Annotated in this window: 15 protein-coding genes; 12 read left to right on the top strand and 3 right to left on the bottom strand. The window is 66.6% G+C overall.

Annotated features, from left to right (window positions below):
• Positions 1-122: 122 nt before the first annotated feature.
• Positions 123-1,577, bottom strand: a complete 1,455-nt coding sequence (locus tag HPY67_13750; protein NPV05786.1) for a glutamate--tRNA ligase — start codon at positions 1,575-1,577, stop codon at positions 123-125.
• A 185-nt stretch (positions 1,578-1,762) separates the two neighbouring features.
• A complete protein-coding gene (locus HPY67_13745; protein NPV05785.1) occupies positions 1,763-2,671 on the bottom strand; it encodes a sigma-70 family RNA polymerase sigma factor in 909 nt (302 codons plus the stop codon).
• A gap of 150 nt (positions 2,672-2,821) precedes the next feature.
• Here HPY67_13745 and HPY67_13740 point away from each other — a divergent pair, with 150 nt between their 5' ends.
• From HPY67_13740 to HPY67_13720, 5 genes are all read left to right on the top strand, one after another.
• Positions 2,822-4,114 (top strand): PAS domain S-box protein, encoded by a 1,293-nt coding sequence (locus HPY67_13740; protein ID NPV05784.1) that lies wholly within the window; start codon positions 2,822-2,824, stop codon positions 4,112-4,114.
• 454 nt (positions 4,115-4,568) lie between these two features.
• Positions 4,569-5,426 (top strand): 3-hydroxybutyryl-CoA dehydrogenase, encoded by an 858-nt coding sequence (locus tag HPY67_13735; GenBank protein ID NPV05783.1) that lies wholly within the window; start codon positions 4,569-4,571, stop codon positions 5,424-5,426.
• A 100-nt stretch (positions 5,427-5,526) separates the two neighbouring features.
• Positions 5,527-6,777: a thiolase family protein gene (locus tag HPY67_13730; GenBank protein NPV05782.1), complete on the top strand. Its 1,251-nt coding sequence runs from the start codon at positions 5,527-5,529 to the stop codon at positions 6,775-6,777.
• Positions 6,778-6,891: 114 nt separating this feature from the next.
• Positions 6,892-8,238, top strand: a complete 1,347-nt coding sequence (locus HPY67_13725) for a butyryl-CoA:acetate CoA-transferase (GenBank protein NPV05781.1) — start codon at positions 6,892-6,894, stop codon at positions 8,236-8,238.
• Between the two features lie 79 nt (positions 8,239-8,317).
• Positions 8,318-9,460 carry an acyl-CoA dehydrogenase gene (locus tag HPY67_13720; GenBank protein NPV05780.1) on the top strand — a complete coding sequence of 381 codons (1,143 nt, stop codon included), beginning with the start codon at positions 8,318-8,320 and terminating at the stop codon, positions 9,458-9,460.
• A gap of 76 nt (positions 9,461-9,536) precedes the next feature.
• On the opposite strand, the gene HPY67_13715 is transcribed toward HPY67_13720, so the two are convergent.
• Positions 9,537-10,262, bottom strand: coding sequence for a DUF4197 domain-containing protein (locus tag HPY67_13715; protein ID NPV05779.1), 726 nt, complete (start codon positions 10,260-10,262; stop codon positions 9,537-9,539).
• Between the two features lie 132 nt (positions 10,263-10,394).
• Here HPY67_13715 and HPY67_13710 point away from each other — a divergent pair, with 132 nt between their 5' ends.
• The 7 genes from HPY67_13710 to gpmA all read left to right on the top strand — a co-directional run bounded on the left by HPY67_13710 (position 10,395) and on the right by gpmA (position 16,633).
• Positions 10,395-11,441, top strand: coding sequence for a dihydrodipicolinate synthase family protein (locus HPY67_13710; protein NPV05778.1), 1,047 nt, complete (start codon positions 10,395-10,397; stop codon positions 11,439-11,441).
• Positions 11,442-11,515: 74 nt separating this feature from the next.
• Entirely contained in the window at positions 11,516-12,142 is a 627-nt protein-coding gene (locus HPY67_13705) for a hypothetical protein (GenBank protein NPV05777.1), read from the top strand.
• A 208-nt stretch (positions 12,143-12,350) separates the two neighbouring features.
• Positions 12,351-12,896, top strand: coding sequence for a thioredoxin (locus HPY67_13700; protein NPV05776.1), 546 nt, complete (start codon positions 12,351-12,353; stop codon positions 12,894-12,896).
• A 34-nt stretch (positions 12,897-12,930) separates the two neighbouring features.
• Positions 12,931-13,524: a lipocalin family protein gene (locus HPY67_13695; protein NPV05775.1), complete on the top strand. Its 594-nt coding sequence runs from the start codon at positions 12,931-12,933 to the stop codon at positions 13,522-13,524.
• Between the two features lie 9 nt (positions 13,525-13,533).
• Entirely contained in the window at positions 13,534-14,328 is a 795-nt protein-coding gene (queF, locus tag HPY67_13690) for an NADPH-dependent 7-cyano-7-deazaguanine reductase QueF (protein NPV05774.1), read from the top strand.
• Positions 14,329-14,368: 40 nt separating this feature from the next.
• Complete coding sequence (gene pyk, locus HPY67_13685; GenBank protein NPV05773.1) at positions 14,369-15,805, top strand: pyruvate kinase; 1,437 nt, start codon at positions 14,369-14,371, stop codon at positions 15,803-15,805.
• 81 nt (positions 15,806-15,886) lie between these two features.
• Positions 15,887-16,633, top strand: a complete 747-nt coding sequence (gpmA, locus tag HPY67_13680; GenBank protein NPV05772.1) for a 2,3-diphosphoglycerate-dependent phosphoglycerate mutase — start codon at positions 15,887-15,889, stop codon at positions 16,631-16,633.
• Positions 16,634-16,639 lie beyond the last annotated feature (6 nt).

Genomic DNA, 16,639 nt, shown 5'->3' with positions numbered 1-16,639 from the left:
GACACAGCCTCCCAGGGGAGAGGGACATCCGGGGAGTGCGTTTTACGTAGAGTGAAACGGCGTTTCTTCCGTAAATCACTCGTCCCCGAGACAGGGGCCGTGGATCGCAAAAAAGCGAAGCGTCAGGCGGACTTCTCGAGCAGCTCGATGCCCTTGCGGACGCGCCGCAGGGTCTCCTCGCGGCCGAAGATGTCGGCCAGCTCCACGCCGCCGCCGGGCGTGAACTGCTTGCCCGACAGGGCGGTGCGCAGCGGCCACAGGACGACGCCGCTCTTGACGCCCCTCTTCTCGATGTGGGCGAAGATGGCCCGGTGCAGCGTCTCGTAGTCCCAGGGCGAGACGGTCTCCAGCACCGGCAGCAGGGCCCGCAGGCTCTCGAGCGCGATCCTCTCGTCGGTCTTCATCTTCTTGCTGACGTAGAGCGCAGGCACGTACTCGGGCAGGGCGTCGATGAAATCGAGCTGCGGCGGGATGTCGGAGAGCTTCTCCGTGCGCTCGTGCAGCACCCGGCTCACCTTCAGGAGATCGAGGTCCTCCCGCCGGACGGCCCTGCGGATCCAGGGCAGCGCGACCTCGTGGAACTTCTCCAGGGGCATCTCGCGGATGAACTGGCCGTTGAGCCACGTGAGCTTGTGGACGTCGAAGATGGCGGGAGACTTGCTGATCCCCGAGATGTCGAAGGCCTCGATGAGCTCCGCGAGGGTGAACTTCTCGCGCTCCGTGCCCGGGTTCCACCCCAGCAGGGCGATGTAGTTGATGATGGCCTCCTTAAGGTAGCCCTTCTCGATGAAGTCGGCGTAGGAGGCATCCCCGTCGCGCTTGGAGAGCTTGTGCTGGGCGTCGCGCATCACCTGCGAGCAGTGGACGTAGTGGGGGATCTCCCACCCGAAGGCCTGGTAGAGCAGGTTGTACTTCGGCGTGGAGCTCAGGTACTCGCTGCCCCGGATCACGTGGGTGATCTTCATGAGGTGGTCGTCCACGACGTTGGCGAAGTTGTACGTGGGCATCCCGTCGGACTTGAGGAGCACCTGGTCGTCGAGGGTCGCGTTCTCGACGGTGATCGTGCCGAAGACCTCGTCCTCGAAGGTGGTGGAGCCCATGGAGGGGATGCTCTGCCGCACCACGTACGGCACCCCCGCGTCGAGCTTCCGCCTGATCTCGTCCTTCGAGAGCTTCTTGCAGTGGCCGTCGTAGCGGAAGGGCAGCTTGCGCAGCTGCAGGCTCGTGCGCAGCTGCTCGAGGCGCTCCTTGTCGCAGAAGCAGTAGTAGGCCACGCCCTTCTCGATCAGCTCCTCGGCGTACTTTTTATAGATGGGCTTGCGCTCGTGCTGGATGTAAGGGCCGTAGGGCCCGCCCTTGTCGGGGCCCTCGTCCCAGATGAGCCCCGTCTCCTCCAGGGTCCGGTAGATCAGCTCCACGGCGCCCTCGACGATGCGCTCCTGGTCCGTGTCCTCGATGCGGAGGATGAAGTCCCCGTGGTTCTTCTTCGCCCAGAGGTAGGCGTAAAGCGCCGTCCGGAGGTTGCCCACGTGCATGTAGCCCGTGGGGCTGGGTGCAAACCGTGTCCTGACTCTCATGGTGTTCCTCGTCCCGGGCCCTCGGCGGTCCCGTGCGGTCGTCCTAAAAAAACCGGATGCCGGAGCGTATCCGGCATCCCGTGCGTTCACTCTTCGGCCGGCAAGGCTTCCGCGGGCGGCCGGAAGTGCCCTACCCCATGAAATTGTATAGAATATCCGGCGGGCCGTGTCAATCGGAACCTTCCCTAGAACTCCTCGAGGATCTTGGCCTTCTCGAGCTTGCGGATCTTCTCGAGGGCGCGGTTCTCGATCTGGCGGACCCGCTCGCGGGTGAGGCCGAACCTCTTGCCGATCTCCTCGAGGGTGCGGGGCTCGTCGTCGGTGAGGCCGAAGCGCAGGCTCAGGATCTCCTGCTCCCGGGGGGAGAGCTCGTGGAGGATCTCCGCGAGATGCCCGCTGAGGGCCTTGCGGTCCATGGGCAGCAGCGGCATGAGCCCCCCGTCCTCGTAGGGCTCCTCCTGCACGGGGCTCTCCTCGCTGGCCTCGAGCAGCTCGGCCATCAGCTGGACGTCGTCGATGTCGATGTCGAGCGACTCGGCCACCTCCTCCGGCTCGGGGTCGCGCCCCAGTTCCCGCCGGAGCCGCTCCCGGGCCTGGGTGTACTTCGAGATCACGGGACGGACCTCGGGGGCCTGGTGCCGGATGGCCTGGGTGATGGCCTGCCGGATCCACCAGCGGGCATAGGTGGGGAACCGGACCCCGCGGCGCCAGTTGTAGCGCTCCACGGCCTTGAAGAGCCCCATGTTGCCCTCCTGGATGAGATCCAGCAGCGACAGCCCGTAGCTGCGGCTCGCGTAGTGCTTCGCGATGTAGACGACGAGCCTCAGGTTGGCCTGGATCATCCTCTCCCGGGCCGCGGCGTCGCCCTTCTCGATGCGCCGCGCCAGCTCGATCTCCTCCTTCGGGGTCAGAAGACTCACCTTGCCGATCTCGCGCAGGTAGTGCTGCACCGGGTCGAGGGTGACGTCCTCGTGCCTCGGGACCGGGAGGCTTTCGGCCTCCGGGGGCTCGTCCCCCGCGGGGACACGCACGTGCTCGGCCTCGAGCGTGTCGAAGATCTCCGCGAGCTTGCGGCGGCCTTCCTTCTTCTTCATCGGCTCCCCCTTTCCGTGCCGTGGGGCACGGGGCCATCTTACCCCATTCGTGCTGCCGATGGAATGCCTCATTTTCGCAGACGTTTTCACGCTTTACCGTGCCCCCGCTTTGTAGTAAAAGGTCTCTCGGAGCGTACAAGGAGAGAGCCCGTGCCGCGGTTGAAGCCCCCCCGGATCAGCTTTCGAGCCGCCGCCATGATCGCCGAAGGCCGGCGAGGGCGGAGCCGGGTCGCCGATTCGCTCAAGGAGAGCGAACACCTCTTCCGGACCCTCACGGAGAAGTCCGTTGCCGGCATCTACGTCGTGCAGGACGGCCTGTTCCGCTTCGTCAACGCCAACGCAGCCTCCTATGCGGGCTACTCAACCGAGGAGCTCATCGGCAAGAAATCGGACTTCATGGTGCACCCGGAGGACCGCGAGGCCGTGAAGCGGAACGCCCGGGCCATGCTCCGCGGGGAGCGGGCCTCGCCGCACGAGTTCCGCATCCTGACGAAACAGGGCCGGACCCGCTGGGTCCTCGAAACGGTGGCCTCCATCACGCTCGACGGCAGGCCGGCCATCCTCGGCAACTCCATGGACATCTCCGAGGAGAAGCGCACGCAGGAACAGCTGCGGGAATCGGAGACCTGGTACCGGACCCTCTTCGAGACGACGGGCGCGGCAACGATGATCCTCGAGGAGGACACGACGATTTCGCTCGTCAACCGCGAGTTCGTCAAGCGGTTCGGCTGGACGCGGGAGGAGACGGAGAACCGGAAGAGCTGGACGGAATTCGTCGTGCCCGAGGACGTGGAGCGGATGAAGCAGTACCACCGCCTGCGCCGGATCGACCCCGCGGGGCCGCCCAAGAACTACGAGTTCCGCTTTCTGCACAAGTCCGGCGAGGCCCGGAACGTCTTCCTGACGGTGGACCTCATCCCGGGGACGCGCAAGAGCATCGCCTCGATGGTGGACATCACCGACCTGCGGAAGGCCGACGAGGCGCTCCGGGTCCGGGGCAGCGAGCTCGAGAACAAGACGCGCGAGCTCGAGGAGCTCAACGCGGCGCTGCGGGTGCTGCTGAAACGCCGCGAGGAGGACCGCAACGAGCTGGAGGAGAAGGTCTTGACCAACGTCAAGAAGCTCGTCCTGCCCTACGTCGAGAAGCTCAAGAAGGGCCGCCTCGACCCCGTGGACCGGACGAGCGTCCTCATCCTCGAATCCAACCTCCGGGACATCATCGCCCCCTTTTCGAGCAAGCTGACCGCCCTGCACATGAACCTGACGCCGAGGGAGCTCCAGGTGGCCGGCCTGATCAGGGAAGGCCGAAGCACGAAGGAGATCGCCGAGTTCCTCAACGTCACGCCCAGCGCCGTCAACATCTGCCGCCACCGCATCCGGCACAAGCTCGGCCTCAACAACCGAAAGATCAACCTCCAGACCTATCTCTCCCAGCTCCCGTAGCATCTTACATTTTTTGTAACATTATCGTTGTATTCTTCTAATATTGATTTTTTCGCCGGTTTCACCATAAAGGCCTTAAAGCATCTGTAACTTGCGCCGAATCCAACGCCGGGTTGCCGCGGGGGATCCCATGGCGGAGATGGCAACCCGGCGCCTCACTTTCAGTCTCGCTGCCGGGCACTCGGGGCATGGCAAGGAGGGACGCCCGCGACCCGTCTGCCCGCAGGGTCCGGGCCCGCGCCGCCCGGCCCCGCCTCAGCGGCCGAACCGTCAGCAACGCGCCCGCCGCGTCGATTCGCAGTCCGCACGACAGGGACCGGGGACACACAGGGGTTCCCGGGCACCCGGCTGCGCGGGAATGAAGCGCCCGGCGGTGCCCTTCGGGCTGAAACCAAGAACGATCGAATCGAATCAGCGAGTTGAACGAAAAACCAAAGACAGGAGGGACTGGACGATGGCAATCAAGAAGGTTTGCGTGCTGGGAGCGGGACTGATGGGCAACGGGATCGCGCAGGTGTGCGCCCAGGCGGGCTACGAGGTGACCATGCGCGACATCGAGCAGAGATTCATCGACGGCGGCATGAACACCATCCGCAAGAACCTCGCCCGCGAGGTCGAGAAGGGCAAGCGCACCCAGGCCGACATGGACGCGATCCTCGGCCGGATCAAGCCCACGCTGGACCTCAAGGAGGCCGCGGCCGACGCCGACGTTGTCGTCGAGGTCATCATCGAGCTGCTCGAGGTCAAGAAGAAGGTCTTCCAGGAGCTCGAGGGGATCGTGAAGCCCGAGTGCCTGTTCTTCAGCAACACCTCGGGGGTGAGCATCACGGCCATGGCGGCCGTGACGAAGCGGCCCGACAAGTTCATCGGCACCCACTTCTTCAACCCCGTTCCGGTGATGAAGCTCCTCGAGGTCATCAAGGGCTACGAGACCTCCGACGAGACGCTCAGGATCGCTCTGGAGTGGGGCAAGAGCCTCGGCAAGGAGACGATCATCGTCAACGAGGCGCCGGCCTTCGCCGTGAACCGGATCCTGTGCCCCATGCTCAACGAGGCCTTCTTCGTGCTGGGCGAGGGGGTGGCGAGCGCCGAGGACATCGACAAGGGGATGGTGCTGGGCTGCAACCACCCGATCGGCCCGCTGGCCCTGTCGGACCTCGTCGGCCTGGACACGCTGCTGCACGTGGTCAACAACCTCCATGCGGAGCTGGGGGACAAGTACCGGCCGGCCCCGCTGCTGGTGAAGCTGGTGCGCGCGGGTCGCCTCGGCCGCAAGAGCGGCAAGGGGGTTTTCGATTACACAAAGAAATAGGCACATGGCGAAAGGCAAAAGGCGAGGGGCGGGACAATGCTTCCCCCTCTTCGCCTTTCGCCCTTAGCCGCACGCCCTTAGCCTCTTCAAGGAGTGCATCATGAAAGACATCGTCATCGTATCGGCCTGCCGGACGGCCATCGGGTCCTTCGGCGGCACGCTCAGGGACGTTCACGCCTACAAGATCGCCGCCGCTGCGATGAGGGAGGCGGTCCGGCGGGCGGGCATCGACCCCGCTCTCATCAACGACGTGCGGTTCGGCAACTGCATCGAACCCTACAACGCGCTCAACGTGGCCCGCGTGGCGGCCCTCGAAGCGGGCATCCCCGAGACCTCGACGGCGGTCACCATCAACCGTGTCTGCATCTCCGGCATGGAGGCCGTCATCTCCGGCATGGCCATGATCCAGGCGGGCCTCGTCGATGTGGTCCTCGGCGGCGGCGTCGAGCACATGTCGGGGGTGGCCTACGCGGTGCAGGCCGCGCGCTGGGGCTGCCGCCTCCAGAACACGAGCTTCGACGACATGCTGATCGAGGCCCTCTACTGCGGCTCGCGCCTGCAGCCGGGGCCTGAGAAAGGCCCCGTGAAGGAAGGCCCTGTGATCGAGGCGCTGAAAGGCAAGCCCTACATCATGGGGCAGACGGCGGAACTGCTCGCCCAGAAGTACAACATCTCCCGCGAGGAGATGGACGCCGTGGCCCTGCGCAGCCACAACAACGTGGAGCGGGCCACGAAGGAGGGCGACTTCAAGGAGGAGATCGTCCCCATCGAGATCCCGCAGAAGAAGGGCAAGCCGCCCGTCGTCTTCGACAAGGACGAGCACTTCATGCCCGGTCTGACCATGGAGAGGCTCGCGGCCCTGCCCCCGGCCTTCCTGCCCAAGATCGGCAAGGTCACGGCCGGAAACTCCTCGGGCATCAACGACGGCGCAGCGGCCATGGTCATCATGACGGCCGAGAAGGCCAAGGAGCTCGGCTGCAAGCCCATCGCGAGGATCAAGGCCGTGGGGTACGGCGGCTGCCACCCCTCCATCATGGGAATCGGGCCGGCCCCCGCCGTGCGCGATCTCATGAAGCGCTCGGGCCTGAAGCTCGCCGACTTCGAGCTCATCGAGCTCAACGAGGCCTTCGCCGCGCAGTACGTCGCCGTCGAGAAGGAGCTCGGCCTCAACCGGGAGATCACCAACGTCAACGGCTCGGGCTGCGGGCTCGGGCACCCGGTGGGGGCGACGGGCTGCCGCATCATGGTGACGCTCATCCACGCCATGAAGAAGCGGGGCAAGACGCTCGGCCTCGCGTCCCTGTGCGGCGGGGGAGGCGTGTCCATGGCCACGGCCCTGGAGATGATCTGATCGAAGCCCGGCCCGTCGATGCGGGCGGGACGGCAACGGTGAACCCGGACGGCCCGGCCCCAGGGGGACGGGACCGTGCGGAAGCAGAAAACGGAAAAAAGGGGGAGGAAGTCTATGAGTTTGATGGACCAGTACAAGAAGAAACTCGTCACCGCTGAGCAGGCCGCCCGCGTCGTCAAGTCCGGCGACTGGGTGGAGTACGGGTCCTTCCTGGGGATGGTCCGGGCCTGCGACAAGGCCCTGGCCGCCCGCAAGGGAGAGCTGAAGGACGTCAAGGTCCGCAGCTGCGTCACGGCCTACGCGCCGGAGGTGGTCCTCGCCGACCCCAAGGGCGAGACCTTCACCTGGGTCAGCTGGCACTTCTCGGGTGCCGACCGCAAGTTCGCCGACAAGGGCGTCCCCGTCTACTACACGCCCGTCAAGTACTGCGAGGTCCCGCGGTACTGCCGCGAGGAGATCGACGACCTGGACGTCTTCATGCTCCAGGTCACCCCCATGGACAAGAACGGCTTCTTCAACTTCGGGCCCCAGTGCTCGCACTCCAAGGCCCTGTGCGACCGGGCCAAGACGGTCATCGTGGAGGTCAACAAGAACCAGCCCCGCTGCCTCGGCGGCTACGAGGAGGGCATCCACATCAGCGAGGTGGACTACATCGTCGAGGGCGAGAACCCGCCGCTGACGCAAATCCCCTCACCGCCCCCCTCGGAGGTGGACAAGAAGGTGGCCTGGTACATCCTCGAGGAAATGAGGGACGGCTCCTGCATCCAGCTCGGCATCGGCGGCATGCCCAACGCCGTGGGCATGATGATCGCCGAGTCGGACCTCAAGGACCTGGGCTGCCACACGGAGATGCTCGTCGACGCCTACGTCCACATGTTCAACGCGGGAAAGCTCACGGGCAGAAAGAAGCAGATCGACCCCGGCAAGATGGTCTACACCTTCGCCCTGGGGACGCAGATCCTCTACGATTTCATCAACGACAACCCCTGGTGCGCCACCTACCCGGTGAACTACACCAACAAGCCCTCCATCGTCGCCCTCAACGACAACGTCGTGACGATCAACAACGCCATCGAGGTGGACCTCTACGGGCAGGTCTGCTCCGAGTCCTCGGGCTTCCGGCAGATCACGGGCACGGGCGGCCAGCTGGACTTCGTGCTGGCGGGATACGAGTCCAAGGGCGGCAAGTCCATCGTCTGCCTGCCCTCGAGCTACAAGGACAAGGAGGGCAAGATCCGATCGCGGATCGTCCCCTACCTGCCCCCGGGCGGCATCGTCACCGTCTCGAGGACGATCAACCACATCGTCGTCACCGAGTTCGGCAAGGTCAACATGAAGGGCAAGAACACCTGGCAGCGCGCCGAGGGGCTCATCAACATCGCCCACCCCGACACGCGCGACGAGCTGATCAAGGCCGCCGAGGCCCAGGGCATCTGGCGCAACAGCAACAAGCGCGGCTAACGCCGCCGACCAAACACGGGGCCGGCGGGGAGCAACAAGACGCCCTTCCCGCCCGGTCCCCCACGAAAGGAGAGAAGAGATGGATTTCGAGCTGTCCGATGAACTCAAGATGTTGAGGGAGATGGCCTACAAGTTCGCCGTGGCGGAGTTCACGCCCCTGATCCGGGAGTGCGACGAGCACGAGAAGTACACCCCCGAGATCCGCAAGAAGGCCGCCGAGAACGGCCTCGTCGGGGCCTGGGTCCCCGAGGAGTACGGCGGCCCCGGCGCGGGCTTCCTGGGCAACGCGATCATCACCGAGGAGCTCTCCCGCGTGGACATGGGGATCGGGCTCAACGTGATCGCCGCCGCCTTCGGGTGCGAGGCGATCCTCCAGAACGGCACGGAGGAGCAGAAGCACAAGTACCTGCCGCCGGTCTGCCGGGGCGAGTGGGTCTCCGCGGGCGCCTACACGGAGCCCAACGCGGGCACCGACGTGGCGGGCTACAAGACGCGCGCCGTGCGCGACGGCAGCGACTTCGTCATCAACGGCAACAAGATGTTCATCACCAACGGCACGGTCTGCGACTTCATGGTCGTCCAGGCCATCACGAAGCCCGAGGAGAAGAAGCACAACAGCTTCAGCATGATCATCGTGGATGCCAACACCAAGGGCATCACCCGCAACAAGATCAAGGGCAAGATGGGCATTCGCGCCAGCGACACGGCCGAGATCGCCTTCGAGGACGTGCGGGTGCCGCAGTCGAACCTCCTGGGCAAGGACGGGCGGGGCTTCTACCAGCTCATGCACTTCTTCGACACGACGCGCTCCATGATCGCCGGGCAGGCCCTGGGCCTCTCGATGGCCTGCCTCGAGGCCAGCGTGAAGTACTGCAAGGAGCGCACGGCCTTCGGGGCGCCGCTGGGCTCCTACCAGCTCACCCAGAAGAAGCTCGCCGAGATGGCGATCCAGATCGAGGCCCTGCGGACCCTGACCTACCGGGCGGCCTGGACCTTCGACATCGGCAAGCCCGACTACACCTTGTCGGCGATGGCGAAGTTCCTCGGCGGGCAGGTGGCCGTCTTCTGCGCCAACAACGCCGTCGAGCTCCACGGGGGCTACGGCTACATCGACGAGTACGCCGTCCAGAAGTACTACCGCGATGCCAAGATCCTCGAGCTCTACGAGGGCACGAAGGAAGCGGAGATCATGACGATCGGCCGCGTGCTGCAGTCGAAGTAGGTTTGTTCTGAAAAATCCCCCTTGCTCCCCCTTTGCCAAAGGGGGAAAGAGGGGGATTTTTTTACCCGGTGCGAAGCTACTTCGTGAAGACCTTCCTGAGCAGCTCCGTCGTCCTCGCGGCGGGGTTGGTGCGGATCTTCGTCTCCTCCTGCCCCACCATGGTAAACAGGCCTTCGAGGGACTTGTCCGTCACGTACTTGTCGAGATCGAGGGCGTCCATCTTCACGAAGGGCATCATCGACGCGTACCGGTCGGTCATGGCCTTGTAGGCCTTCGTCACGCCCACCTCGTTCATGCTCTGCGAGATCTCGGGCTTGAAGGCCTCGAAGAGCCGCGGCGAGGTCTTCGACCGGAAGTACTCCGTGGCCGCCGTGTTGCCGCCGCCCAGGATCTTCTGCGCATCGCCGATGGACATCTCGCGGATGGCCCCGGCGAAGATGTCGGCCGCCTTCGGCGCCGCCCTCTCCGCCGCCCGGTTCATGCTGAGGATGAAGGCGTCCACCTCCTTCCGGTAGCCCGCCATGCGCAGGGCGTCGCCCACGCGGCGCAGATTCTCGGGCAGGAGGATCCTCACGGCCTCGTTGCCGAAGTAGCCGTCCTTTTTCGACAGCAGGCCCACGGCATTCTTCGTGCCCACGGAGAGGGCCTCCTTCAGGCCCGAGGCGACGGTGCCGGAGTCCTGCGCCGTGCCCGTCACGGCGGGCACCGGGACGGCCTTGAGCAGATCCGTCATGTCGGCCGCCCGGGCGGCGGACACGGCGGCGAAAAGACACATCGCGACCGCAGCAGCCTGTTTTCTCATCGTTCTCCCTCCTTCCGGATGGTGCGGACCGGGGCCGCCCGCGAAGACGCCCGTCGATCCGCCGTTGCCGGAATCCCCGCTTTAGGGTATCCTGTCAGCGATTCTCCGAATCCACCCGAGGGTCAGACTACCATGGGCAGCGTTGCCGCGAAAAGAAAAAATCTCCAGCAGCTTCTCTTCCCGCGCGGGATCCCGCCGCTGTGGTGCCCGCCGCTGACGCACTTCGACGCCGCGCGCCGGATCGACTTGAAGCGGATGGAGGCCCACCTGGCGTGGATGATGCCCCACGTCAAGGGATACCTCGTCCCCGGCTCGACGGGCGACGGCTGGGACCTCGACGACGCCGAGACGGACACCGTCGTCCGGTTCGCCGTCGAAAGGGCGCGGCAGAAGGGGGTAGCCCTGCTGCTGGGCGCCCTCCGGAAGAAGACGGTGGACGTGGCGGCCCTGATCGACAGCTACCTCGACATCTTGAAGCGGATGACGGGCAAGGCCGATCCCCTGGCGGCCCTGATTGCCGCCGGGGTCAGCGGGTTCACCGTCTGCCCCCCCGCCGGGAAGGACCTCGACCAGGCAACGATCGGCGCGGCCCTCGAAATCATCCTGGACAGGGGACTGCCGGTGGCCCTCTACCAGCTTCCCCAGGTCACGGGCAACGAGACGGCGCCGGAGACCTTCGCCCGGCTTGCCGCCCGCTACCCCAATCTCATCCTCTTCAAGGATTCGAGCGGCGCCGACCGCATCGCCCTCTCCGGCGTCGACGCGGGGGGCGTGTTCCTCGTGCGCGGCGCCGAGGGCGACTATGCCCGCTGGCTGCGCCCGGGCGGCGGGGCGTATGACGGCTTTCTGCTGAGCACCGCCAACAGCTTCCCGGCGGGGTTGCTGGGCGTCGTCAACGGCATCCGGGAGGGGCGCCTCGACGAGGCGGCGCGGATCTCCGCGGCGATCTCCGGCGCCGTGGCCGAGGTCTTCGCCCTCGTCGCGGAGATCCCCTGCGGCAATGCCTTCACCAACGCCAACAAGGCCATCGAGCACTTCATGGCCTTCGGCCCGAAGGCGGCGGGCCGGGAGGGCCCCATGCTGCACGGGGGCATCCGGATCCCGGCCGGCATCATCGCGGCGACGGGCGAGTCGCTGCGGCGCCACGGCCTGATGCCGGAAAGAGGGTACCTGGAGTGACGTGCGGAAAAGAGGGGGGAGCGGACGGGAGTCACCGCGCGGAGGGCCGCTCGATTCATCGAAAGGGGAGGATCATGGGAAAAACGAAGTTCGTACGTCTCGGGGTGCTGCTGTCTGCAGCCCTGCTGGTACTGTCCTGCGCATCGGTGCGCATGAAAGACGAATGGAGGGACAAGGCCTTCCAGGGCCCGGCCTTCAAGAAGATCATGGTCGTCGCCCTGACGAAGCGGCCCGACCTGAGGCAGCCCCTGGAGGATGAGTTCCGCCGCCAGCTCAACGCCAGGGGCGTGGAAGCCGCAGCCTGCTACGAGTGCATCCCCGACGTGGACAGGATCAGCCGGGAAGAGCTCGCGAAGACGGGCCAGGGGATGGGGATCGAGGCCTTCCTCATCGTACGGGTGCTCCGCACGGATGTCCGCATCGAATCCTTCAGTTCGTCGGGCGCGCCCTCGTCGTCGTCGGTCGGCAGGGATTCGATGATGGACATGCACTGGGGGGTCCCCGACCCGCCGCTGACGAGGCGCAGCGAGACCGCCACCCTGGAATCGAGGCTCTTCGACGCCAGGACCGCCGCCCTCGTCTGGCGCGCCACGGCCGAGGCCGTCAACCCGTCGGGGGACGGCGGCGGGATCGCGATCTTCGTCAGGACCGTCCTGGCCGCCCTCGATGACGAGAAGCTGATCGCATCGACCTCCCGGTAGCAAAAGGGCCGTGCCGATGGAGCGAAGGGTTCCGTTACCGGGCGTTCTCCTGCTGGCCGCGCTGCTGCTGACCGCATCGGCCCCGGCGCCCCTCGCGGGGCAGAAGGCCGTGGAGTTCACCGTCCCGGACTGCCAGTGACCGGACACGGCGGACAGGATCCGGGGGATCCTGACGAAGGTGGACGGGGTTCTCGAGGTGGTGACGGACATGGAAAAACACACCGTCGCCGTTGCCTTCGACGGCAGCCGGACAAGCGCGGGCGCGCTGGCCGAGGCACTCGCGAAGGGCGGCTACCCGCCCGAGGGTCCCCCCCGGCCGCTTGCCTCCATGCCGGCTGCACCCGAACGCCCGCTCGTGGGAAAAGTCGCGCAGGGCAGCCTGTTCCGCGACTACCCGTCCTTCTTAAGCCCTTACCGCGACTACACGCCCCGGAAGGACGCCGTAGACAAGATTGCCGCCGTGCGGGGCTCTTACGATCTCCTCGTCTTCTTCGGGACCTGGTCCCCGGATTCGCTGCGCGAGGTCCCCCGGCTGCTGCGCGCTCTCGATGCGGCGGGCAACAAGGACCTCCGGCTCGCCCTCTACGGCGTGGACCGGGACAAGAGGGAAGGCCTGGGGATGTCGGAGAAGTTCGGGGTCCGGAGCGTGCCGACGGTGGTCGTCCTTCGCGACGGCATCGAGCGGGGCCGGATCGTGGAGAGGCCGCGCCGTTCGATGGAAGAGGACCTCCTGGAGATCCTCATGAAAGACTGACCCATCGGCGCCAGGGAGAAAGGATGCGAAGACCATGCAGAGTGGACGACGGGCAGACATCGCGGGACTTCCTGTCCGAAACGGGGCAGCGGTTCTCGCCGCGGCGGTTCTTTGCGCGGCCCTGTGCGCCTGCGCGGGCCCGGCGGCGTTCGACCCGGCGAAGGCCCCCCCGACGGTCGCCCGCGTCGATCCCGCCCGCTACCAGGGGACCTGGTACGAGATCGCCAGGCTCCCGATGTGGTTCCAGCGCAGCTGCCTTCGCTCCCAGGCCACCTACGGGCTCCTCGAGACGGGCGGGCTCTCCGTGCTGAACGAGTGCGAGACCGCCGCCGGGGGCAGGGAATCCATCACCGGCACGGCCCGCGCGGTGGACGGGGGGAAAAACGCCAGGCTGGAGGTCCGTTTCGACAGCTGGTTCGCGCCCCTCATCCCGTCACAGCCCCAGGGGAATTACTGGGTCCTCTATCTCGACGAGGCCTATCAGACGGTGATCGTCGGGACGCCGGACCGCCGCAACCTCTGGATCATGGCCCGGACGCCGTCCCTCGACGAGGCGCGCTATGCCGAGCTTGTCGCGATCGCCCGCGGGCTGGGCTACGACACGGAAAAGCTGATCAGGAGAAAGTGAAGCGGGGATATGACCGTTCCGCCCTACAGGGACACCTACGACCCGGGGCTTCTGCAGCCGGTGCCGCGGACGCCGCACCGCATGGAGCTCGGCATCGGGGACTCCCTGCCCTTTAGCGGCGCGGACATCTGGACGGCCTACGAGCTGTCGTGGCTCGACCCCAAGGGCAAGCCGCAGGTGGCCATGGCGACGTTCGTCGTGCCCGCCGACACGCCGAACCTCGTCGAATCGAAGTCCCTCAAGCTCTACCTCAACTCGTTCAACCAGACGCCCGTCGCGTCCCCGGAGGACCTGCGGGAGACCCTGCGCCGGGACCTGGGGGGCGCCTGCGGCGCGCCCGTCGGCGTGGAGATCCGGCTGCCCGAGGATTTCGGCGACGAGCGGATCGAGGAGCTGGACGGGGAGAGCATCGACGCGATCGACGTGGAGACCCGGGATTACAGCCCGAACCCCGGCCATCTCCGGACGGGGCCGGCGCCCGCCGAGGAGACGCTCGTCTCGAATCTCCTGAAGACCAACTGCCCCCTGACGGGCCAGCCGGACTGGGCCGGCATCCAGATCCGCTACAGCGGGCCCCGGATCGACCGGGCGGGCCTTCTGCGGTACCTCGTCTCCTTCCGGCGGCACGGCGGGTTTCACGAGCATTGCACCGAGCGCATCTTCATGGACATCCTGCGCCGCTGCCGCCCGGCGCGTCTCACGGTCTACGCCCGCTACACGCGGCGCGGCGGCCTCGACATCAACCCCTTCCGGACGAACTGCGGCGAAAAGGTGCCGCGCAACGTGCGGACGGCCAGGCAGTGAAAACAAGGAAGTTGAGAAGTCAGGAGCTCTCAGAGGTATCATGCCCTTTCCCGACCACAAGACGAAGATCATCTGCACGATCGGCCCCGCCTCGGAGTCCCCGGAAACGCTGGAGAGGATGATCCGGGCCGGGATGAACATCGCGAGGCTCAATTTCTCCCACGGGGACTACGAGCGTCACCGCCGGGTCATCGGGAACGTCCGCGCCGCCGCGCGGGCGGCCGGGCGCCGCGTGGCCATCCTCGGGGACCTGCCGGGCCCGAAGATCCGCATCGGTCAGCTGGCCCGCGAGCCCGTCGAGCTCCATGCGGGCGAGCCCTTCACCCTGACGACACGGGAGACGACGGGGGACGGCGCAGGGGCTTCCACCTCCTTCTCCCGCCTGCCCGACGTGGTGAGGCGGGGCGACACCCTCTTTCTCAACGACGGGATCGTCCAGCTGGAGGTGCAGGAGGTGAGCGGGACGGACGTCCGGTGCCGGGTCGCCGTGGGCGGCGAGCTCCGGTCCCGGGTGGGCCTCAACCTGCCGGGCATCGACCTGGGGATCAGCGCCTTCACCGACGAGGACCGCCGGTGGCTGCGCTTCGCGGCCGGCGAGGGGATTGACGCGGTGAGCCAGTCCTTCGTCGAGCGGGCCTCGGACATCGCGGCGGTGCGCGAGGCGGCCCATGCCATGGCCTATCACCCGCTCGTCATCGCCAAGATCGAGCGCGCCCGGGCGCTCGACGGCATCGACGACCTGCTCGAGGCGGCCGACGGCCTCATGATCGCCCGGGGGGACCTGGGCGTCGAGATCCCCATCGAGCAGATCGCCCTGGTCCAGAAGCGGCTCATGGCGAAGGCGAACCTCGCCGGCAAGCCCGTGATCACGGCCACCCAGATGCTCGAGTCCATGACGGCCAGCCGAAGGCCCACGCGGGCCGAGGCCACCGACGTGGCCAACGCCATCCTCGACGGGACGGACTGCGTGATGCTCTCGGGCGAGTCGGCCATCGGGCGCTACCCCGTCGAGGCGACGGCCATGCTGGCGCGGATCGCCGCCGTCACGGAGCCGGCCCTGCCCGGCGTGGCCGCCGAGCTCATCCGGACCCAGCGCCGCGGGGACCGGGTGAGCCTCACCGACCTCATCTCGACGAGCGTCCGGACCACGGTGGACCGCGTGACGCCGGCCGCCGTCTTCGTCCCGACGCGCAGCGGGGCCACGGCGCGGATCATCGCCCGCTACCGGCTGCCCGTGTGGATCGTCGCCGTGAGCGCCGTCGAGGCCACCTGCCAGCGCCTGCAGTTCACCTGGGGCGTTCACGCCGTCTTCGAGCCGGAACACCCCGAGGACTGGAAGGGCTACATCGGGCGGTGGCTTGCCGACAACGGGGTTGCGGGAGAGCTGGCGGTGCTCACCGAAGGCCCCTCCTCGAAGCACCCCGAGGCGAATCACCGGATGGAAATCGTTGACCTGCGGAGCACAAAAGGGGTATAGATGCCGTTCAGAGAGCCGCGGGCGGCAGGGCATCCGCCGAACCCGCCGGTGCGCTCACCCTCCCGTCGAAAGGACCGATCCATGAAGAAGCTCGTTCTGATCCGCCACGGCGAAAGCACCTGGAACCAGGAGAACCGGTTCACGGGGTGGACGGACGTGGGACTCACCGCGAAGGGCATCGAGGAGGCCCACCAGGGCGGGAGAATTCTCGCGAAAGAGGGGTACGTCTTCGACGTCGCCTTCACGTCCGTGCTCAAGCGCGCCATCAAGACCCTCTGGATCGTCCTGGAGGAGATGGACCTCATGTGGATCCCCGTCCACAACAGCTGGCGGCTCAACGAGCGCCACTACGGGGCGCTGCAGGGGCTCAACAAGAAGGAGACGGCCGACAAACACGGCGAGAAGCAGGTCCAGATCTGGCGCCGGAGCTACGACATCCGCCCCCCGGCACTCACCCCCGACGACCCGCGCTGGAACGGAAAGGACCCCCGCTACGCGGGCCTCAGGCCCGAGGAGATCCCTCTCACGGAGTGCCTCAAGGACACGGTGGAACGGTTCCTGCCCTACTGGCACGAGACGATCGCACCCGCCGTCCGCTCGGGCCGGCGCGTCGTCATCGTCGCCCACGGCAACAGCCTGCGGGCCCTCGTCAAGTACCTCGACAACATCCCCGACAACGAGATCGTGGAGCTCAACATCCCCACAGGGATCCCCCTCGTCTATGAGCTCAACGACGATCTGACCCCCATCCGCAGCTATTACCTGGGAGACCCTGAGGCCGTCGCAAAGGCCACCCAGGCCGTGGCCGACCAGCTGAAGAAGGGCTGAAGGCAG

The organism is Syntrophaceae bacterium (genome assembly GCA_013177795.1).
Taxonomy (GTDB): Bacteria; Desulfobacterota; Syntrophia; order Syntrophales; family UBA2192; genus UBA2192.
The sequence above is the reverse complement of the archived record's forward strand: the minus strand, read 5'-3'. Positions and strand labels throughout refer to the sequence as shown.